At 59.1% G+C, this 26,595-nt stretch carries 25 protein-coding genes and 1 riboswitch; of the genes, 13 read left to right on the top strand and 12 right to left on the bottom strand.

The annotated features are described in order from the left end of the window. Positions 1-147 precede the first annotated feature (147 nt). The 3 genes from WBQ96_RS03610 to WBQ96_RS03600 all read left to right on the top strand — a co-directional run bounded on the left by WBQ96_RS03610 (position 148) and on the right by WBQ96_RS03600 (position 3,415). Positions 148-618 carry a MarR family winged helix-turn-helix transcriptional regulator gene (locus WBQ96_RS03610; RefSeq protein ID WP_336548176.1) on the top strand — a complete coding sequence of 157 codons (471 nt, stop codon included), beginning with the start codon at positions 148-150 and terminating at the stop codon, positions 616-618. Next, positions 615-1,799 (top strand): HlyD family secretion protein, encoded by a 1,185-nt coding sequence (locus WBQ96_RS03605; RefSeq protein ID WP_336547485.1) that lies wholly within the window; start codon positions 615-617, stop codon positions 1,797-1,799. Before WBQ96_RS03610 ends, WBQ96_RS03605 begins: the two co-directional genes overlap by 4 nt. An 83-nt stretch (positions 1,800-1,882) precedes the next feature. After that, the gene (locus WBQ96_RS03600) at positions 1,883-3,415 is read left to right on the top strand and encodes a DHA2 family efflux MFS transporter permease subunit (RefSeq protein ID WP_336547483.1); all 1,533 of its coding nucleotides are present in this window, start codon (positions 1,883-1,885) and stop codon (positions 3,413-3,415) included. A 25-nt stretch (positions 3,416-3,440) separates the two neighbouring features. Here the strand turns inward: WBQ96_RS03600 and WBQ96_RS03595 are convergent, their stop codons facing one another. Together WBQ96_RS03595 and WBQ96_RS03590 are read right to left on the bottom strand one after the other, a co-directional pair. Then, entirely contained in the window at positions 3,441-4,073 is a 633-nt protein-coding gene (locus WBQ96_RS03595; protein ID WP_336547481.1) for a LysE family translocator, read from the bottom strand. Positions 4,074-4,096: 23 nt separating this feature from the next. Further along, positions 4,097-4,177, bottom strand: a riboswitch (ZMP/ZTP riboswitch). 72 nt (positions 4,178-4,249) lie between these two features. Further along, complete coding sequence (locus WBQ96_RS03590) at positions 4,250-5,446, bottom strand: EAL domain-containing protein (RefSeq protein WP_336547479.1); 1,197 nt, start codon at positions 5,444-5,446, stop codon at positions 4,250-4,252. Between the two features lie 210 nt (positions 5,447-5,656). Here WBQ96_RS03590 and WBQ96_RS03585 point away from each other — a divergent pair, with 210 nt between their 5' ends. Together WBQ96_RS03585 and WBQ96_RS03580 are read left to right on the top strand one after the other, a co-directional pair. Beyond that, entirely contained in the window at positions 5,657-6,517 is an 861-nt protein-coding gene (locus WBQ96_RS03585; RefSeq protein ID WP_336547477.1) for a TIGR01459 family HAD-type hydrolase, read from the top strand. A gap of 13 nt (positions 6,518-6,530) precedes the next feature. Continuing rightward, positions 6,531-7,511, top strand: coding sequence for a bifunctional riboflavin kinase/FAD synthetase (locus WBQ96_RS03580; protein WP_336548174.1), 981 nt, complete (start codon positions 6,531-6,533; stop codon positions 7,509-7,511). Positions 7,512-7,671: 160 nt separating this feature from the next. Here WBQ96_RS03580 and WBQ96_RS03575 read toward each other — a convergent pair whose 3' ends face one another. Continuing rightward, entirely contained in the window at positions 7,672-8,217 is a 546-nt protein-coding gene (locus WBQ96_RS03575) for an HdeD family acid-resistance protein (protein ID WP_376767732.1), read from the bottom strand. A gap of 214 nt (positions 8,218-8,431) precedes the next feature. Here WBQ96_RS03575 and WBQ96_RS03570 point away from each other — a divergent pair, with 214 nt between their 5' ends. The 3 genes from WBQ96_RS03570 to WBQ96_RS03560 all read left to right on the top strand — a co-directional run bounded on the left by WBQ96_RS03570 (position 8,432) and on the right by WBQ96_RS03560 (position 13,293). Beyond that, the gene (locus tag WBQ96_RS03570) at positions 8,432-9,244 is read left to right on the top strand and encodes a MipA/OmpV family protein (protein WP_336547474.1); all 813 of its coding nucleotides are present in this window, start codon (positions 8,432-8,434) and stop codon (positions 9,242-9,244) included. Between the two features lie 233 nt (positions 9,245-9,477). After that, positions 9,478-12,435 (top strand): isoleucine--tRNA ligase, encoded by a 2,958-nt coding sequence (gene ileS, locus WBQ96_RS03565; protein ID WP_336547472.1) that lies wholly within the window; start codon positions 9,478-9,480, stop codon positions 12,433-12,435. 162 nt (positions 12,436-12,597) lie between these two features. Then, on the top strand, positions 12,598-13,293 hold the full coding sequence (locus WBQ96_RS03560; protein ID WP_312857899.1) for a hypothetical protein: 696 nt from the start codon (positions 12,598-12,600) through the stop codon (positions 13,291-13,293). An 18-nt stretch (positions 13,294-13,311) separates the two neighbouring features. Here the strand turns inward: WBQ96_RS03560 and WBQ96_RS03555 are convergent, their stop codons facing one another. Continuing rightward, positions 13,312-13,764, bottom strand: a complete 453-nt coding sequence (locus WBQ96_RS03555) for a nucleoside deaminase (RefSeq protein WP_336547469.1) — start codon at positions 13,762-13,764, stop codon at positions 13,312-13,314. Between the two features lie 227 nt (positions 13,765-13,991). Between WBQ96_RS03555 and WBQ96_RS03550 the strand changes: the two genes are divergently transcribed. Genes WBQ96_RS03550 through WBQ96_RS03540 form a run of 3 tightly spaced genes read left to right on the top strand, consistent with a single transcriptional unit; the run spans position 13,992 to position 14,878 of the window. Continuing rightward, the gene (locus tag WBQ96_RS03550) at positions 13,992-14,339 is read left to right on the top strand and encodes a hypothetical protein (RefSeq protein WP_336547467.1); all 348 of its coding nucleotides are present in this window, start codon (positions 13,992-13,994) and stop codon (positions 14,337-14,339) included. Positions 14,340-14,359: 20 nt separating this feature from the next. Then, on the top strand, positions 14,360-14,605 hold the full coding sequence (locus WBQ96_RS03545) for a hypothetical protein (protein WP_336547465.1): 246 nt from the start codon (positions 14,360-14,362) through the stop codon (positions 14,603-14,605). A gap of 18 nt (positions 14,606-14,623) precedes the next feature. Further along, positions 14,624-14,878 (top strand): hypothetical protein, encoded by a 255-nt coding sequence (locus tag WBQ96_RS03540; protein ID WP_336547463.1) that lies wholly within the window; start codon positions 14,624-14,626, stop codon positions 14,876-14,878. On the opposite strand, the gene WBQ96_RS03535 is transcribed toward WBQ96_RS03540, so the two are convergent. The 8 genes from WBQ96_RS03535 to WBQ96_RS03500 all read right to left on the bottom strand — a co-directional run bounded on the left by WBQ96_RS03535 (position 14,871) and on the right by WBQ96_RS03500 (position 23,667). Further along, positions 14,871-15,077 (bottom strand): hypothetical protein, encoded by a 207-nt coding sequence (locus tag WBQ96_RS03535; RefSeq protein ID WP_336547461.1) that lies wholly within the window; start codon positions 15,075-15,077, stop codon positions 14,871-14,873. The genes WBQ96_RS03540 and WBQ96_RS03535 overlap by 8 nt on opposite strands. Positions 15,078-15,224: 147 nt before the next feature. Then, complete coding sequence (locus tag WBQ96_RS03530) at positions 15,225-15,686, bottom strand: hypothetical protein (protein ID WP_336547459.1); 462 nt, start codon at positions 15,684-15,686, stop codon at positions 15,225-15,227. A 62-nt stretch (positions 15,687-15,748) separates the two neighbouring features. Further along, positions 15,749-16,072, bottom strand: a complete 324-nt coding sequence (locus tag WBQ96_RS03525) for a hypothetical protein (RefSeq protein ID WP_442920792.1) — start codon at positions 16,070-16,072, stop codon at positions 15,749-15,751. 59 nt (positions 16,073-16,131) lie between these two features. Next, positions 16,132-16,635, bottom strand: coding sequence for a hypothetical protein (locus WBQ96_RS03520; RefSeq protein ID WP_336547454.1), 504 nt, complete (start codon positions 16,633-16,635; stop codon positions 16,132-16,134). Positions 16,636-16,666: 31 nt separating this feature from the next. Then, positions 16,667-18,109, bottom strand: a complete 1,443-nt coding sequence (locus WBQ96_RS03515) for a hypothetical protein (protein ID WP_336547452.1) — start codon at positions 18,107-18,109, stop codon at positions 16,667-16,669. Between the two features lie 1,005 nt (positions 18,110-19,114). After that, positions 19,115-21,643: a phage NrS-1 polymerase family protein gene (locus tag WBQ96_RS03510; RefSeq protein WP_336547450.1), complete on the bottom strand. Its 2,529-nt coding sequence runs from the start codon at positions 21,641-21,643 to the stop codon at positions 19,115-19,117. Positions 21,644-21,979: 336 nt separating this feature from the next. Next, positions 21,980-22,186: a helix-turn-helix transcriptional regulator gene (locus tag WBQ96_RS03505; protein WP_336547448.1), complete on the bottom strand. Its 207-nt coding sequence runs from the start codon at positions 22,184-22,186 to the stop codon at positions 21,980-21,982. Between the two features lie 185 nt (positions 22,187-22,371). Continuing rightward, a complete protein-coding gene (locus WBQ96_RS03500; protein ID WP_336547445.1) occupies positions 22,372-23,667 on the bottom strand; it encodes a tyrosine-type recombinase/integrase in 1,296 nt (431 codons plus the stop codon). A 185-nt stretch (positions 23,668-23,852) separates the two neighbouring features. Here WBQ96_RS03500 and WBQ96_RS03495 point away from each other — a divergent pair, with 185 nt between their 5' ends. Both WBQ96_RS03495 and rsmD read left to right on the top strand, forming a co-directional pair. Further along, complete coding sequence (locus WBQ96_RS03495) at positions 23,853-25,859, top strand: pseudouridine synthase (protein WP_336547443.1); 2,007 nt, start codon at positions 23,853-23,855, stop codon at positions 25,857-25,859. Next, positions 25,859-26,413, top strand: a complete 555-nt coding sequence (rsmD, locus tag WBQ96_RS03490; protein WP_165119774.1) for a 16S rRNA (guanine(966)-N(2))-methyltransferase RsmD — start codon at positions 25,859-25,861, stop codon at positions 26,411-26,413. Before WBQ96_RS03495 ends, rsmD begins: the two co-directional genes overlap by 1 nt. Positions 26,414-26,595: the final 182 nt, after the last annotated feature.

Genomic DNA, 26,595 nt, shown 5'->3' with positions numbered 1-26,595 from the left:
AGCGTATGGGCGAATGAGGTCGAGTCAAGCCAAGGCGGCCGCATCTTGACAGCAGTATGTCAGGATCATTGTGCACTGCATCACAAATTTGCGAGCAAGGTGGTTTGCCATCTTGAACCATGAGCATGCTCATTATATATGCCGCTCATGGAATTAGATGGCACTGAAAAACTCGGATTTCTCATCCACGATGCAGCAAGGCTGATGCGCAAGCGTTTTGAGACGCTTGGCAGGGGTCTCGGCCTCTCGTCCGCGCAATGGCGTCTGCTCGTCAGAGTGGTGAAGAGCGAGGGCGTGACCCAGGCGCGGCTGGCTGAACTGCTCGAAATCGAGCCAATCAGCGTTTCGCGGTTGATCGACCGCATGGAAGAGGGCGGCTGGATAGAACGCCGTCAGCACGCCACCGACCGGCGCGTGCGCATGATCTTCCCGACCGAAAAGAGCCGCGAGGCTTTCGGGGCGGTCAAGAGTGTTGCCGGTGAAGTTTTCGAGCAGGCCCTTGAGGGCCTGTCACAGGAAGAACGCCAGACCCTGATCCACGGCCTGACGACGGTTGTAAGTAATCTCTCGGACGACGAAGGGTCGTTCGAGACTATGCCAAAGGGTGCAGCAGCATGAACGCCGTGTCTAAAGTCAAAGACAAAGAAGAAGTGACGGAGATCGAAGCCGAAAAGCTGACCCCGCCCGTAACCATTCCCCAGACCCTGAACGTCGAGCCGGCGCCCGCGCCGGCTCGCAAGAAGCGCCGTTCTGGCCGCTTTTTCCTGATGGCGGCTCTGCCGCTGGCGCTTGTCGTCGGTGGCGGCTACGTCTGGGTCACCGGTGGCCGTTATCAGGACACCGAGAACGCCAATCTGCGCCAGGCCAAGGTGACGATCGCTTCCGAGATCGCCGGCCGCATCGTCAATGTCGATGTAACGGACAATGCGCTGGTCAAGGCCGGTGATGTCCTGTTCGTGGTCGATCCGGAACCCTACAAGATAAAGCTCGCACAGGCCGACGCAGCCCTTGCTGCCGCCCGCCTCGACGTCGAGCGGCTTCGCGCCTCCTATAGCCAGGCCCTGTCGCAGGAACGTGTGACGGCAAACGATATCGTCTTCCTGCAGTCGCAGTTCGACCGTGCCGCCGATCTTGCCAAGAAGGGCATCAATGCGAAGTCCTCTCTGGACGAAGCGCGGCGCGACTTGACCAAGGCGCAGGACGAGCATGCAGCCGCCGTTCAGGGCATAGCCAGCGCGCGCGCAGCGCTCGGCGGAGATCCGGATATCCAGACCGACAAGCATCCGACTGTGCTTTCAGCAATCGCCGCTCGCGATCAGGCTGCCTATTCGCTGGCCCAGACCACGGTTCGCGCTCCGGCCGACGGTGTGGTTTCGCAGGCGTCTTCCTTCAAGCTCGGCCAGTTCGTTGGTGCTGGCACGGCGCTGTTCAGCCTGGTCGAAACGGGCGACACCTGGGTCGACGCGAACTTCAAGGAAACCCAGCTGACCAACATGAAGCCGGGCCAGGAAGCCGACATCACGCTCGACACCTATCCGGGCCGCCCGCTGAAGGCGACCGTTGAGGCGATCGGCGCGGGTACCGGCGCCGAATTCTCGCTGTTGCCGGCACAGAACGCCACCGGCAACTGGGTCAAGGTCACGCAGCGCATTCCCGTGCGGATGAAGGTGAACACCGACGGCCTCGACATTGCGCTTCGCACCGGCATGAGCGCCTCGGTTTCTGTCGACACCGGCGTCAGCCGCGGCTTTGCCGGCCTGCTGCCGACCGCTCATGCCGCTGACGGCAAGGCACAGTAAGTATCAAGGCGGACAGCCGCCACCATAACCACATTCTCCGCGTCCGCTCTCTGGCGGACGCGTGACATTCAGGTCCACGTCCAATGAGTGCGACATCCCACACCGAAGTCCCGCATCGCGGGCTGATTACGGTGTCGATCATGCTGGCGACGGTGATGCAGGTGCTCGACACCACCATCGCTAACGTTGCGTTGCCGTCGATGACCGGCGATCTCGGCGCTTCGGCCGACACGATCAACTGGGTGCTCACGTCCTATATCGTCGCCGCCGCCATCATGACGCCGGTGACCGGCTGGGTCGCTGACCGCATCGGCCGCAAGGAACTGTTCCTCGCCGCGGTTGTCGGTTTCACCATTTCGTCCATGCTCTGCGGCATCGCCTGGAGCCTGGAGAGCATGGTGCTGTTCCGTGTGATGCAGGGCATTTTCGGCGCCGCCATCGTGCCGCTGTCGCAGACCTTCCTCCTCGACATCAACCCCAAGGAACGCCACGGCCAGGCCATGGCTCTGTGGGGTGCCGGCATCATGGTCGGCCCGATCATCGGTCCGACGCTTGGCGGCTGGCTGACCGACAGCTTCAACTGGCGCTGGGTGTTCTTCATCAACCTGCCGGTCGGCATCATCGCTTTCCTCGGCTCGGCGGCCTATCTGCCGGCCATTGCCAAGCGTCTGCGCGGCTTCGATTTCTTTGGGTTCGCGATGCTTTCGCTCGGCGTCGGTGCCTTGCAGCTCATGCTTGACCGGGGTGCCGAGGTCGACTGGTTCTCGGCGGTCGAGATATGGATCGAGCTCGGACTGTCGCTGGTTGGCTTCTGGGTGTTCATCATCCACCTGGCCACCGGCAGGGATACCTTCATCGATGCCAAGATATTCGCCGACCGCAATTTCGCGACCGGCCTGGTCTTCATCTTCATCGTCGGCGTGATCCTGCTGGCCTCGATGGCGCTGCTCCCGCCGATGCTGTCGAATATCTTCGGCTATCCGACGGTGACGACGGGACTTGTGATGGCGCCTCGCGGTGTCGGCACGATGATTTCCATGATTCTCGTCGGCCGGCTGGTGCGGATCGTCGATGCACGGATTCTGGTCGTCACCGGGCTGCTGCTGGTTGCGCAGTCGCTTTACACCATGTCCGGCTTCACGCCGCAGATGGACAACTATCTGATCATCGAATCCGGCGTCATACAGGGCCTCGGCCTCGGGCTGGTGTTCGTGCCGCTGTCGACGGTTGCTTTCGCAACGCTCGATCCGCGCTTCCGCACGGACGCGACGGCATTGTTCAGCCTCGTCCGCAACCTCGGTTCCTCGATCGGTATCTCAGCCGTGACGGTGGTGCTGACCCGCAACATCCAGGTCAATCATTCGGAGCTTTCGGCCAACATCACGCCGTTCAACCAGAACCTCCAGGCGATTTCTCCGGGGGCGGCCGCCGGCAATCCGACCTTGCTGTCGCAGATAGATGGCATGGTCAACCAGCAGGCGGCGATGATTTCCTATATCGACGATTTCAAACTGATGATGATCGTCTCGCTCTGTGCGATCCCGCTGGTGTTTCTCCTGCGTAAGCCGAAGATAGCACCGGCAGGCGGGGCTCCGGCTGCCGCCCACATGGACTGAGATTGTTTGATAGTGAAGCGCAGCGTTACCGCTGCGCTTCGGTCGCCATCTTGAGCGCCAGCGCAGCGAGCACCGTTCCCATCATCCAGCGCTGGATGACCACCCACAGCGGACGGCCTGCCAGGAAAGTGGCGATCGAGCCTGCCATGATGGCGATGATGGAATTGATCGTCACGCTGATGCTTATCTGCACACCACCCAGCACCAGAAGCTGCGTGAAGACGCTGCCGGCCTTCGGATCGATGAATTGCGGCAGCAGCGAGAGATAAAGCACCGCCACTTTCGGATTGAGCAGGTTGGTCATCAATCCCATCATGAACAGCTTGCGCGGGCTGTCCTTGGGCATTTCGCGCACCTGGAAGGGCGAGCGTCCGCCCGGTTTAAGAGCCTGCCATGCCAGCCACAGCAGATAGAGCGCGCCGGCAAAGCGCAGCGCGTCATAGGCATAGGGCACCGCCAGCACCAGTGCGGTGATGCCGAAGGCGGCGCAGAGAATGTAGAAGACAAAACCGAGCGCCACGCCGCCAAGCGAGATCAACCCCGCAACCGGCCCCTGGCTTAACGAGCGCGAGATCAGGTAGATCATGTTCGGACCGGGCGTCAGCACCATGCCGAGCGCGAGGAGGGCGAACGTCGCGAGATTGGAAAATTCGGGCATAGGAATAGCACCTCGGGTTCGACAACCAATGCCCAGGCGCGCGGCGATCTTGGTCCGCGCTTCCCGATGGTGATCCATCCACTGCGCCAGTCACGCGAACTTGCACGCTCTTAAGATGGACCAGAGATTGCCGCAAGGTCCTACCGCGCGAAGGGATTGCGCCAGAAATGCTGGTGTTAAAGGTGGGCAGAACGCGTCGGGTGGGCTGCGGTACTACCCTTGATGCGGCGCGGTCCCGAAAAGCGCGGGCCGGTCATCAGCACGATGCCGAGATCGATAAGGCCGACGGCATCGTCATCGAGCGCCACTTCCGTCGCGATGACGGAAACGCCGCTCGCACTGGCCTGCTCCCGAAGCGCCTCGATCTTTTGAAAATTCACTGGATCGAGCAGTTCGCTGGCCGACAGCTTGATGAAAGCGATCTTGCCCCGGGCACTTTGCTCAAAGCTTTCGGCACTTCCCGACCAGCCCTCGACTGCAATTCGAACGCCGCTCTGCGTAAGCAGCCCGAGCGCTTGCGCATGATTGTTGTCTCCCTCCACCACCGCAGCCGGGATCGACAGCACGATCGAGCGCACATCGTCGGCATGCTGCGAAAACAGGGTCAGCACCGTGGCCAGCTCAGCGCCGTCCTCCAGCAACGCCTCCGAAATCGCCACATGGAGCGGCGTGGCTTCGCTTGCCTCGCCAAGGTGGCGTATCGCGGTCTGGACGGAAGACGAAACCAGCAGGCGCTCGAAGGCGGCCAACGGCAAGCCAGTGGAGGGATTTTCCGGACGGCGCAGTTCGAGCGGCTGATCGCCGTGCCGAGGCAAATGGGCGAAGACGTCGAAGCCGGCGGCTTCGCCGCGCGCGATCGAGATGATGGGTTGCAGGCTGAGCTCGATCCTGCCCGCGCTCAGGGCATGGCGGATCGCTGCCGTTGCATCGTCTGTGGCCTCGGCCGGCTTGTCGTCCTGAACCGAGCGCAGCAGGGCAGGGTGTGTGATGATGGTGGCGCTTGGTGCCGCCGGTGCCGGTTGCTGGATTGGCTCGATCCGCGCGGCCGCCGGCATGGCTTCGACCTTGCGCGAAACGCTGGCAGCCCGTTTGACAGTGCTAGCCACGTCCGGCTTTTCGCGCGAGGACAGTTCACGGATCGCAGCGTCGACCGACAGAGCGAGCCGGGTGATCTCGGTGGAGGCGCTGCCGGATCGAAGGTAGGCGAGCAGACCAAAGATCGCGCCGCAAAGCGCCAGCACCAATGCGGCAGCGGCCGTCATCAACACCACCTGGGCTTCCGGCATGCCGCCGGCGACCAGGCCGCTCAACAGAAAATAAAAGCCCCCGCAGACAACCGCGGCGGCAACGAGGAACGACAAACCACGCTGCATCACAAAACCCTTTCGGAAAACCCGCCTTCGCGGCTCTCCCGTACGCAAACACATCCGACCCCGCGTCCTGATGCAGCGACCATTTTCTCACGATGCGGGCATTCTGTTAAGCGAAAGCTGGTGACACGGTGAAGAGGTTCGGTTAATTCCCATGCGCCCGGATCATTCATCCATGGCAACTCCACGACAGCGGATAGTGAAGGAAAAACCATGACGGGTTCGCCCGAAACGATCGGATCGCTGGATGCCGTCACCGGCCGCTATGGCGCGATCCTGTGCGATGTCTGGGGCGTGCTCCACAATGGCGAGGATGCCTTTCCGGAAGCCGCTGCCGCGCTGACGCGGGCGCGTGAAAAGGGGCTGGCGGTGGTGCTGATCACCAATTCGCCGCGCCCCCATGACGGCGTCGAGGAGCAGCTTGCCGCGATCGGCGTGCCGCAAAGCGCCTGGGACCGCGTCGTCACCTCAGGTGACGTGACGCGCGACCTGATCCGCGAGGCGCCGCGCAAGCTCTTCCATCTTGGCGCAGACCGCGACATGCCGATCTATGACGGCATCGACTGCGAACTGGTCGAGGAATTCGAGGCGGATGCCGTGGTCTGCACCGGCCTGTTCGACGACGAGGTCGAGACGCCGGAAGACTATGCCGACATGCTGCGGCGTTTTCGCTCGCGCAACCTGCCGTTCATCTGCGCCAATCCCGACATCGTCGTGGAGCGCGGCGAAAGGCTGATCTGGTGCGCCGGCGCGCTGGCGCGCGACTATGCCCAGCTTGGTGGCCGCACGCTGATCTCCGGCAAGCCGCACAAGCCGATCTACGACGTGGCCCTGAAGGCTGCCGCCGAGGTGCTTGGCCGCGATGTTTCCCGCGAGGAAACGCTCGGCATTGGCGACGGCATGCTGACCGACATCAAGGGTGCTGCCGATAACGGCCTCGACGTGCTCTATGTTTCCGGCGGCATCCACGCCCGCGACTATGGCGACCCGCTTAATCCCGATCTGGAGCGCCTGTCGGCCTTTCTCGAAAAGCACGGGCATCGCCCGGTGGCGGTGATCCCCCGGCTCCGGTAGATAGACGACCATGATGCAATCGTTTCAGCGCATAACCGGCACCGAAATGCTGCCCGAACGGCTGCGCGGCGGCGTGGTGGCGATCGGCAATTTCGACGGCGTGCATCGCGGCCATCAGGCGGTTCTGGAACGCGCGCTGGACGAGGCGCGCCGCCGTGGCGTGCCCGCACTGGTGCTGACCTTCGAGCCGCATCCTCGCACGGTGTTCCAGCCAAACACGCCGCTGTTCGTCCTGACGCCCGCGCCGATGAAGGCCCGGCTTCTGGCCGAACTCGGCTTTGCAGCAGTCGTGGAACAGGGGTTTACCCGAGACTTCGCCGAATTGAGTGCCGAAGAGTTCGTGACGCAGATACTCGAAACCAATCTCGGCATCAGCCATGTCGTGACCGGCTTCGATTTCCATTTCGGGAAAAGCAGGCGCGGCGGCCCGGCCTTCCTGATGGAGGCCGGCGAGCGCCATGGCTTTGGCGTCACGCTGGTCGATGCATTTCGCGACGAGGGCACCGAAATCGTGTCGTCCAGCCGCATTCGCGGACTGCTGTCGGAAGGCGAGCCGGCGGAGGCGGCAGGCCTGCTCGGCTACCGCTATACCGTCGAGGCCGAGGTGACGCATGGCAAGCAGCTCGGCCGCACGCTTGGCTTCCCCACCGCCAATATGGCGCTGCCGGAAAGCACGGCGCTGAAGCACGGCATCTACGCGGTGCGGTTCCGCCGCGCCGACGGCACGCTGCATGACGGCGTTGCCAGCTTTGGCCGCCGTCCGACCGTGGCCGACAATGGCGCGCCGCTGCTCGAAACCTTCCTGTTCGACTTCTCCGGCGACCTTTATGGGCAGGTCTGCCGCGTCTCGCTGTTCGGCTACCTGCGCGGCGAAGTGAAGTTCGACGGGCTCGACGCGCTTGTCGTGCAGATGAAGCGCGACGAAGAAGAGGCGCGCGCGCTTCTCTCGGGCGTCAAGCCGCTTTCCGAACTGGACAGTGCAATCGCGTTCTGATGCACGCCAATCGTCATCCCGGAAGCCGTAGCGTAGCGAAGGCTATCCGGGACCCATTCCGCGACGTTGAAATTCCGGAATGGGTCCTGGCTCTTTCCCTCGCTTCGCTCGGTCGGCCGGGATGACGCGGCGGAGGTTATGCCGGCGATGGCGGACGGGATTATTTCCGCAGCGCCAGGCCAAACGCGATAAAAGTCCAGCCCTGAAAGATCAGGTCGATCGCCAGGAACATGCCGAGCACCCACAGGCTGTTGACCGGCCAGCCGAGCGCGATGATGAGGCCGGCAAGTGCCGTGACCACACCTGCTGCGACGAGCCAGCCCCAGCCTGCGGCCGGCTTGCTCTTGAAGCCCAGCCATAGCCGCAAGATGCCGGAGGCAACGAGGCTGACCGCAAGCAGGAAGGTCAGCACGGCAGACGCCAGCAGCGGATTGTAGAAGGCGAGGAAGCCGGCGATCGCATAGAGCAGGCCGCTGCCCAGCCACCAGAAGAAGTTGCCCCAGCTTTTCACGCCGAAAGCATGCGCGATCTCGATGACGCCGGCCATCAGCATCAGCGAGCCGACGACATAGACCGAGGCCACGGTGGCGATGAAAAGATTGCCGAACGCAATGCCGCCGAAGATCAGCAGCAACACACCGAGCGCTACGAACCAGCCCCATTTCGAACGCGCATCGCCGATGGCGTCTTTCAGGACTTCGGGCATTTCTGAAGGTAAGGTCATCGCCGTCATCTCCATGCTTGGATAAACGTTGCCACAATCCCGCCATGATTAAAGTAGCGCCACCCACATGAGTCGTCCAGCGGAAGCGCTTTGCGCCCGGTTGAGGCAACCTTGCGAAATTAAATCAAATTTTACGCAAACCCCGCACAAGCTTGTGGCAACGATTGGTTGTGTGTGTGCGTGAGTGGGGCTGTTGATGACGTCTTTCAGTCGGAAGTCGGTTGGTTGTTCGGTTGCCGTGTTGCTGGGGCTCTCGCAGAGCGCTGCGGCCGAAGGCGGCTTCTTCGACTGGGTTCACGGCGACTGGTATCTGACCGTCGGTGCATCGGGCATCGCGGCACCGCGTTTCGAAGGCTCGAGCAGCCGCATATTCACCGCCTCGCCGATCATCTCGCTCGGCAAGGCCGGCGCTCCCGCGCGGTTCGTCTCGCGCAACGACAACATCTCGATGTCACTGCTCGACGATGGTCCCGTGCGCGCGGGCCTGACCGGGAAGTTCCTGTTTGCGCGCGACAACGACATAGATGACCTCAAAGGCCTCGACCCGGTGCGCTGGGGTGGCGAGGTCGGCGGCTTCTTCGAGATTTATCCGATCGACTGGATGCGCATGCGCGGCGAGGTGCGCCATGGCATAAGGGCGTACAATGGCATCGTCGCCGATATTTCCGCCGACGCCTTCTATGACGTCACGCCGACCATACGCATTTCCGGCGGACCGCGCGCGACCTTTGCCACGGCCAAATATTTCGACGCCTACTATGGCGTCTCGGCCTCGGAATCCGCAGCATCGGGCTTGAGCCAGTACGATCCCGGCAGCGGCTTGAAATCCGTCGGCGTCGGTGGCGCGGTGAACTGGAAAGCCACCGACAAGATCACGGCCACCCTGTTCAGCGAATATTCGCGGCTCAAGGGACCGGCGGCGGATTCGAGCCTCGTGAAAGAGCGCGGCTCGCGCGACCAGTTGATGTTCGGCGTCTCGGCGACGTATCGCTTCGACTTCCAGATGTAGCGTTTGCGCATTTATCCGCTTTATTCTCGCGGTTCTCTCCGCTAAAAGCGCGCCATGAGATGTCTCGCGCCCGTCTTCGCGATTGCTATACGAATTACGGGCCCGGCTTTCCGGGTGGCTTGAGGCTGCCTGAAAGTCCGGGACTTTTTGCCTGCGCGCTTTCCCGCGCATTTTCCATTAAATGACAATTGAACGCCGAGGCGCTTTTCGCCGGGCAACCCGATGGCAAGACAATGACCGATACGTCCGAGAAACTCGATTACTCCAAAACCCTTTATTTGCCGCAGACGGAATTTCCGATGCGCGCCGGCCTGCCGGAGAAGGAGCCGATCGCCGTCGCGCGCTGGCAGAAGATGGACCTCTACAAGCGCCTGCGCGAAAGTGCGGCCGGCCGCGAAAAGTTCGTGCTGCATGACGGCCCGCCCTACGCCAACGGCAACATCCATATCGGCCATGCGCTGAACAAAGTGCTGAAGGACGTCATCACCCGCTCGTTCCAGATGCGCGGCTTCGATTCGAACTACGTTCCGGGCTGGGACTGCCACGGCCTGCCGATCGAATGGAAGATCGAGGAGGAAAACTATCGCGCCAAGGGGAAGGCCAAGCCTGATCTTTCAGAGCCGAAGGCGATGATCGAGTTCCGCCAGGAATGCCGCGCCTATGCCGAAAAATGGATCAAGGTGCAGGGCGACGAGTTCCAGCGGCTCGGCGTCATCGGCGATTTCAAGAATCCCTATTTGACGATGAGCTATCACGCGGAAGCGCGGATCGCCGGCGAGCTGTTGAAGTTTGCCGCATCCGGCCAGCTCTATCGCGGCTCCAAGCCGGTGATGTGGAGCGTGGTCGAGCGCACGGCGCTGGCCGAGGCCGAGGTCGAGTATCAGGACTATGAGAGCGATACGATCTGGGTAAAGTTCCCGGTGCGTTCAGCCCATGGCGAAACACATGCCGATATCTCGGATTTGATGGATGCACATGTTGTCATCTGGACGACGACCCCATGGACCATCCCCGGCAATCGCGCGGTTAACTACTCGCCTCGCGTTAGCTATGGACTCTATGAAGTCATAGCAGCGGAGAATGATTTCGGGCCGCAGCCCGGTGAAAAATTGATCTTTGCAAATGCGCTGGCTGAAGATTCAGCTGTAAAAGCAAAGGTAAGCTTTCGACTCGTCCGCGATATAGCCCCGAGTGAGTTGTTTCCGTTAACTCTCTCACACCCCTTTAAGGGGCTCGGCGGCGGCTACGAGTTTCCTGTCCCCATGCTCGCCGGCGACCATGTCACCGACGATGCCGGCACAGGTTTCGTGCACACAGCCCCCAGCCATGGCCGCGAGGATTTTGACGCCTGGATGGGTGCTCTCGCCGAACTGGAAAAGCGCGGCATCGATACCCGCCTGCCGTTCCCGGTCGACGATGCCGGCTTCTACACCAAGGACGCGCCCGGCTTCGGTCCGGATCGCGAGGGCGGGCCTGCGCGCGTCATCGACGACAATGGCAAGAAGGGCGACGCCAACAAGGCCGTCATCGACGAACTGATCAAGCGCAACGCGCTGTTCGCCCGTGGCCGCCTGAAGCACAGCTATCCGCATTCGTGGCGTTCGAAGAAGCCGATCATCTTCCGCAACACGCCGCAATGGTTCGTCTATATGGACAAGGAGCTGGGCGACGGCACGACGCTGCGCTCGCGCGCATTGCAGGCCATCGACGATACCCGCTTCGTGCCCGGCGCCGGCCAGACGCGCCTGCGCTCGATGATCGAGGAGCGCCCGGACTGGGTGCTGTCGCGCCAGCGCGCCTGGGGCGTGCCGATCGCCGTCTTCGCCGATGCCGACGGCACCGTGCTCGTGGACGAGGCCGTCAACCAGCGCATCGTCGATGCCTTCGAGGCTGAAGGTGCCGACGCCTGGTTCGCGGAAGGTGCGCGCGAGCGTTTCCTCGGCTCCCGCGCCAACGAGCCGTGGGTGCAGGTCATGGACATCCTCGATGTCTGGTTCGATTCGGGCTCCAGCCACACCTTTACGCTGGAAGACCGCCCGGACATGAAATGGCCGGCCGATGTCTATCTCGAAGGTTCGGACCAGCATCGCGGCTGGTTCCATTCGTCGCTGCTGGAAAGCTGCGGCACGCGCGGCCGTGCGCCTTACAACACCGTCGTCACCCATGGCTTCACCATGGATGAGGAAGGCCGCAAGATGTCGAAGTCGCTCGGCAACACGGTGGTGCCGCAGGACGTCATCAAGCAATCGGGCGCCGATATCCTGCGCCTGTGGGTGGTGACGACCGACTATTGGGAAGACCAGCGCCTCGGCAAGAACGTGCTGCAGACCAATATCGACGCCTATCGCAAGCTCAGAAATACCATCCGCTGGATGCTAGGCACGCTGGCCCATGACGAGGGCGACGTGGTGCCGGTGAAAGAGATGCCGGAGCTGGAGCAGCTGATGCTGCACCGGCTGGCCGAACTCGATGAACTGGTGCGCGCCGGCTACGACGCCTTCGAGTTCAAGCGTGTCACGCGCGCGCTGATCGATTTCATGGTGGTGGAGCTTTCCGCCTTCTATTTCGATATCCGCAAGGACGCGCTCTATTGCGAAGCGCCATCGAGCATCAAGCGCAAGGCGGCCGTGCAGGTGGTGCGCCATCTGTTCGACCATCTGGTGACGTGGTTGGCGCCGATGCTGCCCTTCACCACCGAAGAGGCGTGGCTCGAGCGCTATCCATCGTCCGAATCGGTGCATCTCGAACAGTTCCCGGCCGTACCGGCGGACTGGAAGAACGATGCGCTGGCCGAAAAGTGGAAAAAAATCCGCCAGGTGCGCAGCGTCGTTACCGGTGCGCTGGAACTCGAACGGGCCAAGAAGACCATCGGTTCGTCGCTGGAAGCCGTGCCGGTCGTTCACATGAATGATGCAGCACTTGAGGCCGCATTGTCGGGCATCGACATGGCCGAGATCAGCATCACCAGCGATCTGACGGTTTCGCATCAGGGTACACCCGCAGACGTCTTTGTGCTGCGCGAAGTGCCGGGCGTGGCGGTTGTCGTGGAAAAGGCCGACGACAAGGGCCTGCGCAAATGCGCGCGTTCCTGGCGCTATACGGATGACGTCGGTTCGGACCCGGAGTTCCCGGAAGTGTCGGCGCGCGACGCCAAAGCTCTTCATGAATTGAAAGCTTTAGGGCGTATTTAGAGTACATGCGGGGGAGGGCGCGGCGGTGGTCGTTGCCCTTGCCTGCCGCTTGGGTTACAAGCGCGGGGCTCCGGGCGACAAAATCTCGCCGGATTCCCATCGGATGAGGGTTGCGGGAAATATCCGGATTGCGGTCCGATATAGAGCGAGAGGCGGTTTGCAGTGAAATTTTCTGGCCTGACTGAAATGACGCGTGCGCGCTGGATGGTGTTTGCGCCGCTCGTGGCTTCCAGCCTCGCGGTTTCGGGTTGCATGAGCGGCCCTACTTACGGCACCGACAAGACCTCGACCGAACAGCTCGTCGGCGACGTCACCGGTATCCTTTCCATGGCGCCGAAAAATCGTGGCGACATCGAATACAAGCCGCGGCCCGATCTGGTTAAGCCCAAGCCGGGCGAAAAGCTGAATCTTCCCGCACCGCAGGAAAGCATCGTCAACGCCGATGCCAGCCAGTGGCCGGAATCGCCTGAGCAGAAGCGTACGCGGCTGCGCGCTGAAGCGACGGAAAACCGCGATACGCCCGGCTGGCGTCCACAGATCCTGGGTGATCTCGGTGCCCCATCGTCGTCGTCGGTTTCTCGGCCGGGCGTGACCGAGCGCACCATGGATTCGGGCGTCGAGAAGGTTGGCAAGCAGGCCGAACAGCGTGCAGCCTTCAACCAGCGCCTTGCCGAAACCAAGCAGGGCAGCCCGACGACGCGTAAGTTCCTCAGCGAACCGCCGCTGACCTATCGCGAGCCGTCTGCAACAGCGCCAGTCGGAGATGTTGGCGAGGACGAGGTCAAGAAAGAACGGCGCCTGAAGGCTCAGGCGACGAAGAAGACCGGCAACAGCTGGCGCGACGTTCTGCCATGGTAAGGGCGTCCTGACAAATCGTCAGGGTTCGCGGCGGGCCTGAAAGAAATCCTTGAGGATCGCCGAGGCGCTTGTCTCGGCTATGCCGGGATAGACCTCCGGCACATGATGGCAGGTCGGCGAGGCGAAGAAACGCACGCCGTTGACCACCGCACCGCCTTTTTCGTCGCCGGCCCCGAAATAGAGGCGGCGGATTCGGGCAAATGAAATGGCGCCTGCGCACATGGCGCAAGGCTCCAGCGTCACGTAAAGATCGAGATCGTTCAGGCGTTCAGCGGCGAGCATTTGCGAAGCTTCGCGAATCGCCAGCATTTCGGCATGGGCGGTCGGGTCGTTGAGTTCGCGGGTGCGATTGCCGGCTTTGGCAACCACGCTATTGCCATCGGCTACCACTGCGCCGACCGGCACTTCGCCGCGCTTTGCCGCAGCTTCGGCCTCTGCAAGCGCCAGCGCCATGAAATCCGGGCGTTTCAATCCGTTATTCCCCTCGCAAGTGCAGGATGTTCCTGTTATCTACCGCCCCTGAAAGGCGCATTGGACTAATATTTTATATTTGATTTTCAATATGTTGTAGGAACTTCAGATCGAAAATCAAATATCCGTAAAATATATTAGGCCACAACGGATCGGAAAAATACGGAACATTGCGGAAGGGCGCAACGGGCCGCTAGGCTGCATGTGATTCTCACATGGGGGCTAGGATGAAAATAACTTTGATACTTCGCGCGTTCGAGGGTCATGAACGTGAATGGACGGAAGAATTCAATGTTCCGTCCATTCCAACGACCGGAAGTTACATCTCGATCCAGCGTCCGGGCGATCATGACGGATTCGGGGCAGATATGATCGTCAAGAATGTGTGGTGGACCTTAAAGTCACCCATGGCGGACAACGTTGGCAGTACAAGTGAAATCATTGTTGAATGCATTCCGGCATTGGGGCCACGTCCGTCTGCGTCATGGAAAAAGCTTTGCGCGGCAAAGAAATCTCAAGGGATTACCGTTCCTGAGTTCGATACCTTGGTACTCGCGATGGAAGATAAAGTTTAACGTGTAGTCACAGGCTACTGATGCTCGATATTGTCGGCGCTGTCTTAATCCTAGTCATCGGCTGGATCGGCTATCACGCCGCAAGGCTCGCGTGGCTATCGTTCAAAGACCGTGCGTGGCGCGCATCGTTGATTTGCACGGTAGTCTTGTTTGTGTGTGTGATTGCCATCCCGGTTATCGGGAAAGTGATGATTGGCGGCGCTGGCAGTGATCGAGGCTGCGGAAGGGTGATAGATGGACGCAGCGGCACGGCCATCGACTGCTAGTCATTGGGGCGTTTGACCATGGCGATCAATTCAGAAATTTGTGAAGTGAAAGCCCGTGGCGAATGGGTTGCGGTATCAATCGAAGATGCTTTGCGCATGCTTCATCCCGACCGCACGAAGCGTTGCCCGGAATGTCATGGAGCGGTTAGGGCGCATAGCCATAGCAAGGACGGGATGCGTGCTCATTTCGAGCATCTGATCGCACACAAAGGCTGTTCGAAGAGCACTGCCTTTGATGGTCAGCCCTCAACGCATCCAAAGGCGATTAGCTAACGTATGCGTGCCACGCCTTCGACCAGTCTGTGCGCTTAGGCGCTGCCTTGCGGGCCGACTGGATGATTTCTTTTACGAACTCATCGTGAACCCCGAAACGTTCCGCGATTTCCGCGAATTCGTATCCATCGCGCGCCATCTGAATCAGGGTGGCGCGCTGCTTGTCGGTGAGGCGGTAGTCGTCGCGGATGCCTGCCATTTGCATAACTCATCGGGTTGAAGGGAGCGGCCCGGCCTGCGTGGGATGGGCACAGGCCGGGCCGTAAGCGTCTGCCGCTGATGGGCCTAAGGAACCCCGCCAGACGCTTGTGGTGCGTGGATGTCAGGACCACGCACCAACTACTTATTAGACGCGCTTTGCCGCTTCCTGTGCCTTCAAAAGCTCATTTTGGCCGTAGCGTTGCTGGAATTCGTGGGTATCCTGAATCTTCGCAACAGCCTGAACGCGGCTCTCGTTCCATTTTTCGACGCGCGCGTTGATTTCTTTTTCGAACCATCGGTCAAACTCGCTGGACGAAAACGCAGGTGCAGGCGTTGCGGCCTTTGCGACAGGTTTGGCGGCGTTCATTTCGTCATAGACGCCCGGATTTGCGGAGACGTAGGAGACGAAGGCGGATTCAAAGCTCGTGCCGTTCGTGGCGGCAAGCTTTTCGATTTCAACAGTATGATCGGTCATTTTCGGGGATTCCTTTTCCGTGAGTATTGCGAGGATGTTTGCAAGTGCGCGTTCGCCTTCGGGCGTCGTCTTGGTAGGTGAGACAGGTTCGGGCGTTGCGGATTTAGCAATCGTAGCCAGCGCCCCGGCCATTGCGGGCTGGCCGTCAACGACCACGGACAGTTCGTCAATCTCAAGGTTCGTGATGATATTCATTAGTGCACCGTCTCCGTTTTCGTGCCGCGTCCGCCGATTGAAAAGCCTCCGATACGTCCGGCGTCAAACATGTCCAAAATCGCCGGATCGTCAGGCTTCACACCAATGAGCACACCGGTCTGCTGCGTCTGAATACCGACTGATCGGGCAATGTCCGCTGAGAGGGGGAAGCAGAAGATTACCCGGCCCTTGACGGAACCGGTATGATTCAACTTGAGGATTCGATCGCCTTCCATGAAGCGGGCAAACGCCTTCGTAGCCTGATCATCGGGCACATGATCGCCCTGCCGATCAAAGTACGGCTTACCGGCGATGGTGGACACAAGCGCCCATCCGATAATCAGACCCAAGCTGCGGTCAGTCTTGCAAATCGTTACAGGTGTCATGCTGCGCGGCCCTTGTTCTTGTTATGCAACTTGTTCAAATCCAGCGGCTTGAACTCGCCTGCAAGCTTTCCGAAATATTGATTGTCATGATCGAAAAGCTTTCGTTCGCTGTCACGCTTGATGTCGCAGAAATTACCGATACCGGCATAGTTCAGCGCACCGTTGATGGCACGATAATGCTCGGCAGTATTTCCAAATTCACGGGCTGCCTCAGGATCAATTACACGAATTTCACGGCTGTAATCTCGACGTGTCTGCAACAGCTTGAACAAGCGCGCGGCGCAATTATCAATCTCGGCGCTGACCTTAAGCAACTCCACCGCATGTTCGGCAGCGTGTTGACGCCGCTCAAATTTCGCTTCATTTGCAAGCTTTTCGTTAGCAACGCGCGCTTTATCTTGCTCGGCTTCAAGTTGTTCTGCAATCTTGCGACGATTTTCCATATGGAATCGGTCAAGTGCGTCCAACTCATTCTGTAGTGTGTTAATTTCTTTACTCATAATTTATGAGTATCGTCGCAATTCGGCATCGTCAATAGTCGTTCTTCGTGAGTACAAGCGGACCGCTGAGGTTGAATTGCCGTGTTTGTTGCTTGAGCGCCAAATACGTTGCGAGCGCTACAACGTTCGCAACGTCATCGTGACTATTCGGGCCTTGCGGGTGATCGATGGTAAGCTTGCCGCCACCCTTGTTCTTACGTTCGAGCGCGACAAGCTGCGTGACCATTTTCTTGTTATCGAGCAACGACACACGCCCCGAATTGATCGCTGGCAGCATGGTCACATAAAGGTCCGTCCGAACGGCAGGCGATAGTTTGTAATCTATGCCGTGGAGGCGCATCTGCTCGCGCGGCCAATCACCGCCGTAACGATCACCCGTAGTAGATTGCAAGCCGTACGACCGGAAGAAATCGGCAAGTTCCTTGGTTGCTGCCTGTGGCGAAAAGGGCGGCTTAATTTCGCGTATGGCGTCGATAACGACCGTTTCACCTTCACGGTGACTGACCGCTGCCGTCATGGAATCTGTACCACTGCCACCGGCTGGATCGATTGCACCGAAGTACGTCACGCCGGGGATTCGTGGACGCTCGTAACAGCCATCCTCAACGCAGGCTTCAACCGCCTCAAGTGATACGTAGCTTTCCACGTCCGTGCGGAATTGCGCTCCGAATTCAGCGACAAAGGACGCTGGATCGGTAATCTCACGCTCACGAAGGAAATCCCCATCGCGCGGAACGGTCGGGTTCATGCGCCATGTCGGTGCCTGGACTATTAGTGACGAACCGGTCTTACCGAAATTGTCCTTGTATTTACGCCAGAGAAGCCCCTTGCGGGCGTGCGGGCTGCTGATGCCGAACAACATGGCGTTCGGTATCGTGGCCATTGACGGCTTGATCGCCCTGTACAGTTCCTCGTCAGGATTGGCGGTATTTTCCGACGCGTAGAATGCACATTCATCCAGAACAGCCGCAACAACCGAACGGCCACGCGCGGATTTATAATCGTTGGTGGTGATTTCGATGGTGATGCCGTTGGTGAGTTCCAAGCCGTCAGCCGTGTCACGCGCAACAAGCTTCTCTAGCATAGGCTGTTCAAAGAATGCCTTGGTGTACGACAAACAGACTTTCGCCTGCTTCCGGTCCATCGCGAATAGCTGCGCAACGGCTGTTTCGCCTCGTACGAGCTTGTCGAGATAGCCGTATTTCACCGCTCCAATTGTCGCCAGATATGTGATGATGCTGGCAATCTTCACATCTTTGCCTGACCGTCTGCCCATGACCAACCAAGCTTCCGTACAAGGTGCGGTCGGTGCTTCGGTGCGGCCAGTTAGTTCCGTGAAGATTGCCAATTGTTCAGGCGTAAGGGGGTCACCGAAGATTGCACGGTCAAGCACGCTCCATGTGTTCCAAGTCGGGCCGTTGAACCAAGGGCCGAATAGATGATCATCGCGGCAGGCGTCGGCGTAACTGATCACGCGCCGCCCTTCCTGATGTAATCATCGAACGATGGCGTTATGTCCCGTGCAGCCCGTTTGTAGCCGATATCCTGTAGAAGCCTGCGGAGGCTGTTGGATGCCGTTGTGTATGGCGCGATGTCGATAACCTCGCCAGCCGCGAGACGCGCTTCTACAGCCTCGCACCAAACGCTCAAGGACGCAGCACGCCTGACAAGCTGTTGCTGTGCTTGCGACAGGTCGCCACCCATATCTGTGCTGATCGCTGCGATAAGGTCACGATAGCGGCGCGCAAGGGCCGTACGACCGTCTAGCTTGTCTGCAAACAGTCGTGACCCGTTGACGACCGCGCTGCGCTGTTGCGGCGTCTCTGCAACGATAGGTTCGCGAACGCCCGGTAAATCTTGTAACTTTTGGACCATAATCGATTGATATTCGAATATTCCGGGACTGGCTACCCCCGATCCATATCCTAACATATTGATACAAAACGGTCTTTATCATTCCGTATCGTTGTATAAGTTTGCCTTAGTGAGGCGGTAGATAGGGGATTTTCACAGGGGAGGCGAGAAAAGACGCTCAAAGTTCGTACGCGTACGGTGGCGCAAAACCGGTCAATTTCTACAAATTATAAATGCTGACAAAATTATAAATAGCGAGCCGTTTGATTGGTGCTCACAGGGGGGGTGTCTCAAAGTCTCACAGTCTTTCCCTATACCCAGCCGCCAGCAGCTATATAGTAGAGAGATTCTCTACTATGGGCTTGTTTTTATACTCTATCAATTTCTAAGAATCTAAAGAGACAAAGAGACTTTTGGGTCTCAAACCCTTACGGTGCAAAGGTTTGAGCAAGTCTCACGTCTGTTTTGACAAAGAGACAATGAAGAGACAAAGAGACCCGTTTTAAATTACATAAAATTACATAATTTCAAAAGTCTCACTTCAAATGCCCAAAAGTCTCACCCAAAAGTCTCAAAAGTCTCACCCAAAAACAAAAAGGGCGACCGAAGCCGCCCTTGCTGAGACTTATATTCCAAGTTCTTTTCGTAATTCTCGCGTGTCGCGATCTTTCCATTTAGCCGACAATTCTTTGGTTTTCGCGAAAACCGTTACGAGGCGAGAAGATTTGTCTGGTTCAATCAGTCCCGGCAATCCAACCAAGTTTGGTGGTGGAAGTGTGATCCGAAGCCGATCAGCGCCGCCAATGACTACAGGGTAACGCTTAATCATCTTGCGCGCCGCATTACGCCACCCGCTACCAAGTTCCAAGCCCTCGCAAATGTTGGTTGTCTCGACCGCCGCCAAAACCGTATGCGACATGAACAGTTCGCCCGGTATCGCTTCGATTGCGGCGCTGACTGCGTGATCAAGTTCCGAACGGGCACCGTCGATCATCGCCAACTTAGCGGCGGTCGTCGGGGGTATCTCGTACGAATTGTAGCCGGTCAGATCGATGGATCGAAGGTGCTCAGCCCAAGCAGAAACGTTGGCTGGATTTCTGAGCCATGTTGCAACTGCTTCGGAAAGTTCCGACGACAGGCGAGGGCCGTTTGTCAGAACGTCGAAACGCCTATCGTCCGGGTGCAACCAGATCGCATCCGAGTGGTTCGATGCGAGAATTACTGAGTAGAACGGGCGCGCATTAACGGCGGTCATCGTCTTCCGAGCGACTTCCTTGGCCTTAAAATTCGACGGATCGACGTTTTCTTTCAGTTCCTCGTATTCTGCGATCTTTCCAGATTGCGACTTGGCGACGTTGCGCGCTTCCTCCACATAGACAAAGAGTGATCGGAATTTCCAATCCTGAAATTGGGCCTGCCCTCCCTCACCGATAAGACTCCGGTACTTGATGCCGCGCGTATATTTCGTACCGATCAACGATTCCATGATCGAGAAATGCAAGCCGCGCCCGGTTCCGTGATCATCGCCAGCAATGAAAATTACACCGCAACCGCGCTCCCATGGCCGTACAATTTTATTGGCCATCCATTTGAAATGTCGGTCGCGTTCAACAGGATCGGGAATGAAATGCTCGTAAAATTCCAGCACCGTATCGATCGCACCGCCTTCGGACGATCCAAGTTCAACCGGCATCCAGATATTCACAGAATCGTTTCGGATGTCACCGAACGGGCGTTCAGGATCGAAGTCGAGTGTTGCAACTTGAGGGAACCGAATCGCTCGATTTTCTGTAAAGCACTCGAACGCCTTTTTGGAAGGACTTGCGCCATCAGCCTGCATCGCGAACGAATAACCGCCGTACGCCGCGTTGAACCGTTCCGGCGTCAACAATTCACCGGTCGGTATCAGCACGGCATGTTCGGAGCGAACGTATACGCAACCGCTGAAATGCGTTGGCTGTTCTGACAAGTTCATAAAACCGTCAGATGCGGGCACAGGGGGTAGGATTTCACCGTCCAAAGCGACTTGCGGTGCGTACTTCTCATTGCGGTAAACCGCGCCGCCCTTGCTTTGGATGAACCGGACCGCATTGTTGATCGTCAGCGCTCGGTAGTCGGACCGCTCTTTCCATTTCGAGCGCTGCCCTAGTGCTGAACGGTTGAAAAGGCGCTCCATGCGCACGGCGTCGTTACCGGTGTAGAATCCGAGTTTCTGACAAAGAGCAGCGTCAGCCGCGCTATGGTTGAAGTGTTCGTCACCGTCAGCGGGAAACGACTTCGCCAACATAGCGGCGTTTCCATCCCATAGATCGCGCGTCGTCGCTGCGTCACCGAAGGCTTTCTGCGTGCTTCCCGGCTTCTCGTTCAACATGACGCGGATAAGCTCGTCATCATCCTGCGGGCCGCACCATGTTGCGACGGGGCCGGTTGTGATCACAGCGGGGACGGTCGATGCCTGGACACCAAATTGCGCGGTCATTTCCGCAAGTGTGACGGTGCGACCGGCGAAAGGCATGGCGAGCGATGCAACACGCGGCTGATATCCCGCTGCGTTCTTGTCGGGCGATCCCCAATTGACCGTGCCCGGCAAGCGGCAAAGCCGGTCAACGTTGCTAACATTGTCACCCTTGAAGCGGGCCGCGATCGCCTTGTTCACAGACTCGACAGCTTCAAAATCCGTAATGCCTTCGGATGCGAGCCAGATCGGCTGCAATCCGCGCCCGGTATCGATCACAAAGCTTGGCATCCCAATCATTTGCAATTCGATAAGGGCGGCTTGCTTGTTCCAAGCGTCTAGCGGCTGACCCTTCGGCGGATCGATGTCGGCATGAAAGCCGCGAATGCCGATTATATCGGCCTTACCCGGTTTCTTGTCGCCGGGCGCACGAATATTGAAAGTTACATACAGATTGCGCGGCTTGGAATTTTGCTCGCACGCCCATTGTGCCGCACCTTCCCAATTGTCACCGAACCATTTCCCGCGAATCTTGTCCTTGCGACTATCGGGCAAGGTCGGATCGATGGATACCAAATGAATCGCGTCGGACGGCGCAATGTATTCACGCAGGAATGACTCTATGTCGTCGCTGATTGCAGCCGGATCAACGCCCGGCATCCCTGAAAGTACGGGTGGATTTGGGAAATGCATGGTCATTATTTGCGGCTCTTAGCTGCTAGCTTAGCGGCCCGACGACGCTTCTGCCGTTCCGACGCTATCCAAAAATTCGGCTGGATGGTGGTCATTACGCGCAAGGTGGGCACGACCTTTACCAGATAGTCGCATTCGGCTTGACTATGCGCGTTCGCATGTATAGTTTTCATACTGTGAAAATCCTACTGTGAAATGACTTGAGCGGCCCGCTACAAACCGGGCCGTTTTTCTTTTGTCGCGCATCGCACGCAGCGAATTTCAAGTCCTGTTTAAAGTTAATCTTGACTGTACTTTAGAGATCAAAAAGCGTATTTGATACGTCAGTAATGCTGACCTATTTTAAGCTGCTTCGGTACGGTCGAGTTCCCATGCGCGCATTGCGTCTTGTGTGACCATCACGCGCCCCATGACGCTTATGGTACGCGGTGCAAATCCGGCGTCACGCCATTTGTAAAAGGTCGAGACGGCAATGCCCTGCAAAGCGCAGAACTCTTTGATGCTCAAGGAGCGGCGATCCTTGAGGGAGGCGAGGTTGATTGATTTCACGTGTCTATTTCCTTTCCGGGTTAAGTCGATACGGAAAGAAATAGAACGCTTCGGACGGCTCAAACAGTAAACAAATTTGTTTACGGTTTAACCGTTCGTTTCCTTTCCGGTTGAAGTCGATACGGAAAGAAATAGAACGCTTCGGACGGCTTAAACACTAAAGAATCGCTTGTTAACGAATTTCTTTACTCAATCGGCATTACTGCCCTTCGTGTGATTTCTGTTGCAGCGTCAACGATGTATTGTGCGTAATTTTTCTCAATCATGCTCACAGAGGTATCGTGCAACTTCGCAACCAGCATGGCGGGCAAGTGGTGTTGAATCTGATGTGTGATGCTCGAATGGCGTAATGCATAAGGAACGACATGCGGCTCAAGTCCGACACGTTCGCGAACGTCTGCCCATTGGGCTTGTAGATCGGACGCCATGTGCCAAGGTTGCCGTCCACATTTGCGCCAATCAAGACCCTTCACACGCTCATACTTATCACGCTCTAGCAGTACGGTAGATCGTGGCCGATCTAGAATCGGCTGCAAGACTTCAATGACGGCAGGAGCGACAGGGCGGGCGGTGCGTCCGATCTTGCCCAAGCCACCACGGCCTTTGCGTGCTTCTGGCACCATGAGGGTATGCGAGGCGGTATCAACGTCCGCAACTGTCATCCGTGTTACTTGTGAAAATCGTGCGCCTGTCGCAGCCATGACCACAATCAAACGATGGAAATCGGCGTCGATTTCTTTTGCAGCTGCAACGATCTTTCGAATCGTCTCAACCGGCAGAATTTGCCCATCGCGACCATCGCCGTTCGAAACGCTAGCGACAGTCGAGTTAACAAGTTCCATCCCACTTTTAATCGTTGTAAAAATATCAGCAGGAAGGCGTTTGCGGTGCGCTTTGGCCGTCTCATTGAGTGCGGCCCTGAAATCGTTCCGTAGGCGCTTAATCGTTGTCGCCTTCATTGTTGCGGGCAGGCCGGTTTGCCATGATTTAAGATCATCGTCGGTGAGCGAATGAAACGGCGTTGCGGCCAGCTTCTGGTTGTTGAGCACGTCGCGCGTCAAACGAGTCCTTGCATCAGAAGATGCGACGTGCCGTCCTTTCAATGCCCGCGTAGTTTCATCGCGCCTGACACAATACGCCTCAACCGCTGTCGCAACTGTGATCAGTGGCCCATCCGCTTCGGCCTTGGCGCTGGCGTTCGCTGCGTTGACGATTTCAACGGCTTTCTTTGCGGCTTGGTCATAATCAAACACATTTATACCATCCGCCTTGACGCCGTTATCATCTGCCGCACCAATTGCCGATTGTGAATATTTGCCAGCACCCTTATAGAACCGCACAAGCCACGTGCCGCCTTTACCGGCTGCAACGCGATATCCAAGGTGCACACCTTTCGAGACCTCGCGCCAATGAACGCCAGCCGCCAATTTTGAGCGTGCATTTGCTGTGGTAGTCTTCGCATTCGTGATCGTCTTCGCCACTTGATGGACTCCTGAAATCAAATATCCATCAAATAATAGGGCGGTGAATAGCATCGGTCAAATACGGAAGGAAACGGAAGAAACACGGAATTAGAGTAATTAAATCAACGCTCTATATCATTCCGGATCATTCCGAACCCTTCCATCAAATACGGTAATTTCCGCCCCTGAAAGGCAAAGGCCACATGGACGACGATCGAAAAAAATTCCCGCGTAGAGGCGGACCGCGCAAGGGCGTCAAACCCGATTTCGCTGCAAAGCCGCGTTTCGAGGGCGGCAAGCCGTTCGTGAAGCGCGATGGCGCGGCCAAGCCACCCTATGCCAAGCGCCGCGACGATGCGACAGCAGGCGCAGAGCGCCCCAAGCGCGATTTCAAGCGTGACGACCGCCCGCGTGAAGGTGGCGAGGCGAAAGCCGAGCGCAGCGGCGCGCCGTTCCGCAAGGGGCCTCGGCCCGAGGGCAAGTCCGATTTCGCGGCAAAGCCGCGCTTCGAGGGCGGCAAGCCATTCGAAAAGCGCGACGGTGCGGCCAAGCCCTACGCCGAGCGCCGCGACGATGCGGCAGCCGGCGCAGAGCGTCCCAAGCGCGATTTCAAACGCGACGACCGTCCACGCGATGGCGCGGCGCGGCCTGAACGCAGCGACAAACCTTTCCGCGCTGGTCCCCGGCCCGAAGGAAAGCCATTCGTCCGCCGGCCCGACCGGGAAGGCGACGCCGGCGGCGAGCGCCCGGCGCGGCGTTTCGACCGGCCGCAAGGTGCGCGTGAAGGCGGTTTCGAAAAACGCCCACGGCCCGAAGGCTTCAAGCCGGACGGCGAGCGCAAGCCGTTTGCGCGGCCGCGCGAGGAAGCGGAGGAAGGCGAGCGCATCGCCAAGCGGCTGGCCCGCGTCGGCATTGCTTCGCGCCGCGACGCCGAGGAACTGATCGCGGCTGGCCGCGTCAAGGTCAACGGCAAGATTCTGGCTTCGCCGGCCATCAACGTGATGGCGAGCGATACGATCGAGCTCGACGGCGAGACCATTCCGCCGATCGAGCGCACGCGGATGTTCCTGTTCCACAAGCCGTCCGGCGTCGTCACGACCAATCGCGACCCGGAAGGCCGCAAGACTGTGTTCGACCTCCTGCCGGCCGAACTGCCGCGCCTGATGACCATCGGCCGCCTCGACATCAACACCGAAGGCCTGCTGCTGCTCACCAATGATGGCGGCCTGTCGCGCGTGCTGGAACTGCCGGCGACCGGCTGGCTGCGGCGTTACCGCGTGCGTGTGCATGGCAAGGTCGACGAGAAGCAGCTTGCCGGTCTCAAGGACGGCATCGCGGTCGACGGTGTTTTCTACGGCGCGATCGAAGCTTCGCTGGACCGCGAGCAGGGCACCAATGCTTGGCTGACGATCGGCCTGCGCGAAGGCAAGAACCGCGAGGTGAAGAACATCCTCGGCGCGCTCGGGCTCGACGTGACACGGCTGATCCGCATTTCCTACGGGCCGTTCCAGCTTGGCGAACTGCCGGAAGGCCATGTCCAGGAGATGGCCGGACGCACGCTGCGCGACCAGCTCGGCGAACGGCTGATCGAGGAATCGGGCGCGAATTTCGACGCCGATATCGTAAAGCCCTTCTCCAACAAGCCGGTGCGGCGCTCATTCGAGAAGCCGGTTCCGGCAGCCGCGCCGGCGCCACGTCAGGCGCGTCCGGTGCATATCGGCGAAGGCGGACTGATCAAGAACCGCAAGCGCGACAATGAGCGCCATCGCGAAGACGTGCTCGGCCGCTTGCAGACCAAGCCCGATCGCGGCTTCAAGAGTGATCGCGGCCCTAAATCCGATTTTGGCGACAAGCCGGCTCGCGGACCCAAGCCCGATTTCGGCGACAGGCCCGCGCGTGGACCCAAGCCCGCACGTGGCGGCAAGTCCGAGCGCGAATCGCGTCCGATCGAGCCGCCGGGTGTCCGCAAGGCCAATGTCTGGATGGCGCCGGGCGCCAGGCCGATCGGCAAGGGCAGGGCAGCAGCCGAAAAGGCTGAAGTGGATGCACGTAAAGCCAGCAAGGCGCAGCATCACGGCAAGCCGTTCTTCGACAAGCCGGGTGGCGGAAAGTCCGGTTTCGGCAAGCCGCGCCGTGAAGGCGACGAGGGCGGCAAGGGACCGCGAGGCGGAGGTGATAGGCCGCGCGGCCCGCGCAAGGATCGCGGCTGATGCGCATTGTCGGCGGCGAGCTTCGCGGCCGGCCGCTGGCCACGCCGCGAACCAACGCCATACGCCCGACCACGGACCGCACTCGCGAAGCGCTGTTCAATGTGCTTGCGCACCGGTTTTCCGACCGGCTGGAAGGCGCGCGCGTGCTCGATCTCTTTGCCGGCACCGGCGCGCTTGGGCTTGAGGCACTGTCGCGTGGCGCGTCGTTTTGCATGTTCATCGAGGAATCGGCCGAGGGCCGCGGCTTGATCCGCACCAATGTCGAAACCTTCAATCTGAATGGCCGCACCAAGATTTTCCGCCGCGATGCGACCGGTCTCGGCCCCGCCGGCACCGTCCAGCCGTTCGGCCTCGTCTTCGCTGACCCGCCCTATGGCAAGGGTCTCGGCGAAGCAGCGCTTAGATCCGCGCGCGACGGAGGCTGGCTCGCGCCTGATGCGCTTTGCGTGGTCGAGGAATCGGCCGCCGCAGCTTTCGATCCGGGAACCGGGTTTTCCGTGATCGATGAGCGCAGTTATGGCGAAACCATCATACGCCTGATCGAACTTTCCTGATCTTTTCAGGCACTTCGTCTAGCTTCGGCCTCTTTTTCAGGAACACATGACGGAGAATTCACTTTTCCAGCCGTCATGCGGCTGCCATACCGCTCATGACAATTGCAGTGATGCCGAGGAGCCGTTGATGATTTTTGAAGCCGGGTGGGCAATACGGCGGGGAGGACGCTTCGTTGCGGCGT

The sequence above is a fragment of the Mesorhizobium sp. CCNWLY176 genome (assembly GCF_037153935.1).
GTDB classification, from domain to species: Bacteria; Pseudomonadota; Alphaproteobacteria; order Rhizobiales; family Rhizobiaceae; genus Mesorhizobium_M; species Mesorhizobium_M zhangyense.
Note: the sequence above shows the minus strand (reverse complement) of the source record. Positions and strands in the feature narration are given on the sequence as shown.

Excerpts from the sequence above, each read along its gene's own strand:
- rsmD (WP_165119774.1), top strand. The coding sequence starts at position 25,859 with ATGCGCATTGTCGGCGGCGAGCTTCGCGGCCGGCCGCTGGCCACGCCG.
- ileS (WP_336547472.1), top strand. The coding sequence starts at position 9,478 with ATGACCGATACGTCCGAGAAACTCGATTACTCCAAAACCCTTTATTTG.
- WBQ96_RS03595 (WP_336547481.1), bottom strand. The coding sequence starts at position 4,073 with ATGCCCGAATTTTCCAATCTCGCGACGTTCGCCCTCCTCGCGCTCGGC.
- WBQ96_RS03605 (WP_336547485.1), top strand. The coding sequence starts at position 615 with ATGAACGCCGTGTCTAAAGTCAAAGACAAAGAAGAAGTGACGGAGATC.
- WBQ96_RS03530 (WP_336547459.1), bottom strand. The coding sequence starts at position 15,686 with ATGGCCGGGGCGCTGGCTACGATTGCTAAATCCGCAACGCCCGAACCT.
- WBQ96_RS03550 (WP_336547467.1), top strand. The coding sequence starts at position 13,992 with ATGAAAATAACTTTGATACTTCGCGCGTTCGAGGGTCATGAACGTGAA.
- WBQ96_RS03510 (WP_336547450.1), bottom strand. The coding sequence starts at position 21,643 with ATGACCATGCATTTCCCAAATCCACCCGTACTTTCAGGGATGCCGGGC.
- WBQ96_RS03540 (WP_336547463.1), top strand. The coding sequence starts at position 14,624 with ATGGCGATCAATTCAGAAATTTGTGAAGTGAAAGCCCGTGGCGAATGG.
- WBQ96_RS03545 (WP_336547465.1), top strand. The coding sequence starts at position 14,360 with ATGCTCGATATTGTCGGCGCTGTCTTAATCCTAGTCATCGGCTGGATC.
- WBQ96_RS03520 (WP_336547454.1), bottom strand. The coding sequence starts at position 16,635 with ATGAGTAAAGAAATTAACACACTACAGAATGAGTTGGACGCACTTGAC.
- WBQ96_RS03570 (WP_336547474.1), top strand. The coding sequence starts at position 8,432 with ATGACGTCTTTCAGTCGGAAGTCGGTTGGTTGTTCGGTTGCCGTGTTG.
- WBQ96_RS03535 (WP_336547461.1), bottom strand. The coding sequence starts at position 15,077 with ATGGCAGGCATCCGCGACGACTACCGCCTCACCGACAAGCAGCGCGCC.
- WBQ96_RS03610 (WP_336548176.1), top strand. The coding sequence starts at position 148 with ATGGAATTAGATGGCACTGAAAAACTCGGATTTCTCATCCACGATGCA.
- WBQ96_RS03600 (WP_336547483.1), top strand. The coding sequence starts at position 1,883 with ATGAGTGCGACATCCCACACCGAAGTCCCGCATCGCGGGCTGATTACG.
- WBQ96_RS03590 (WP_336547479.1), bottom strand. The coding sequence starts at position 5,446 with ATGCAGCGTGGTTTGTCGTTCCTCGTTGCCGCCGCGGTTGTCTGCGGG.
- WBQ96_RS03585 (WP_336547477.1), top strand. The coding sequence starts at position 5,657 with ATGACGGGTTCGCCCGAAACGATCGGATCGCTGGATGCCGTCACCGGC.
- WBQ96_RS03575 (WP_376767732.1), bottom strand. The coding sequence starts at position 8,217 with ATGCCCGAAGTCCTGAAAGACGCCATCGGCGATGCGCGTTCGAAATGG.
- WBQ96_RS03580 (WP_336548174.1), top strand. The coding sequence starts at position 6,531 with ATGCAATCGTTTCAGCGCATAACCGGCACCGAAATGCTGCCCGAACGG.
- WBQ96_RS03495 (WP_336547443.1), top strand. The coding sequence starts at position 23,853 with ATGGACGACGATCGAAAAAAATTCCCGCGTAGAGGCGGACCGCGCAAG.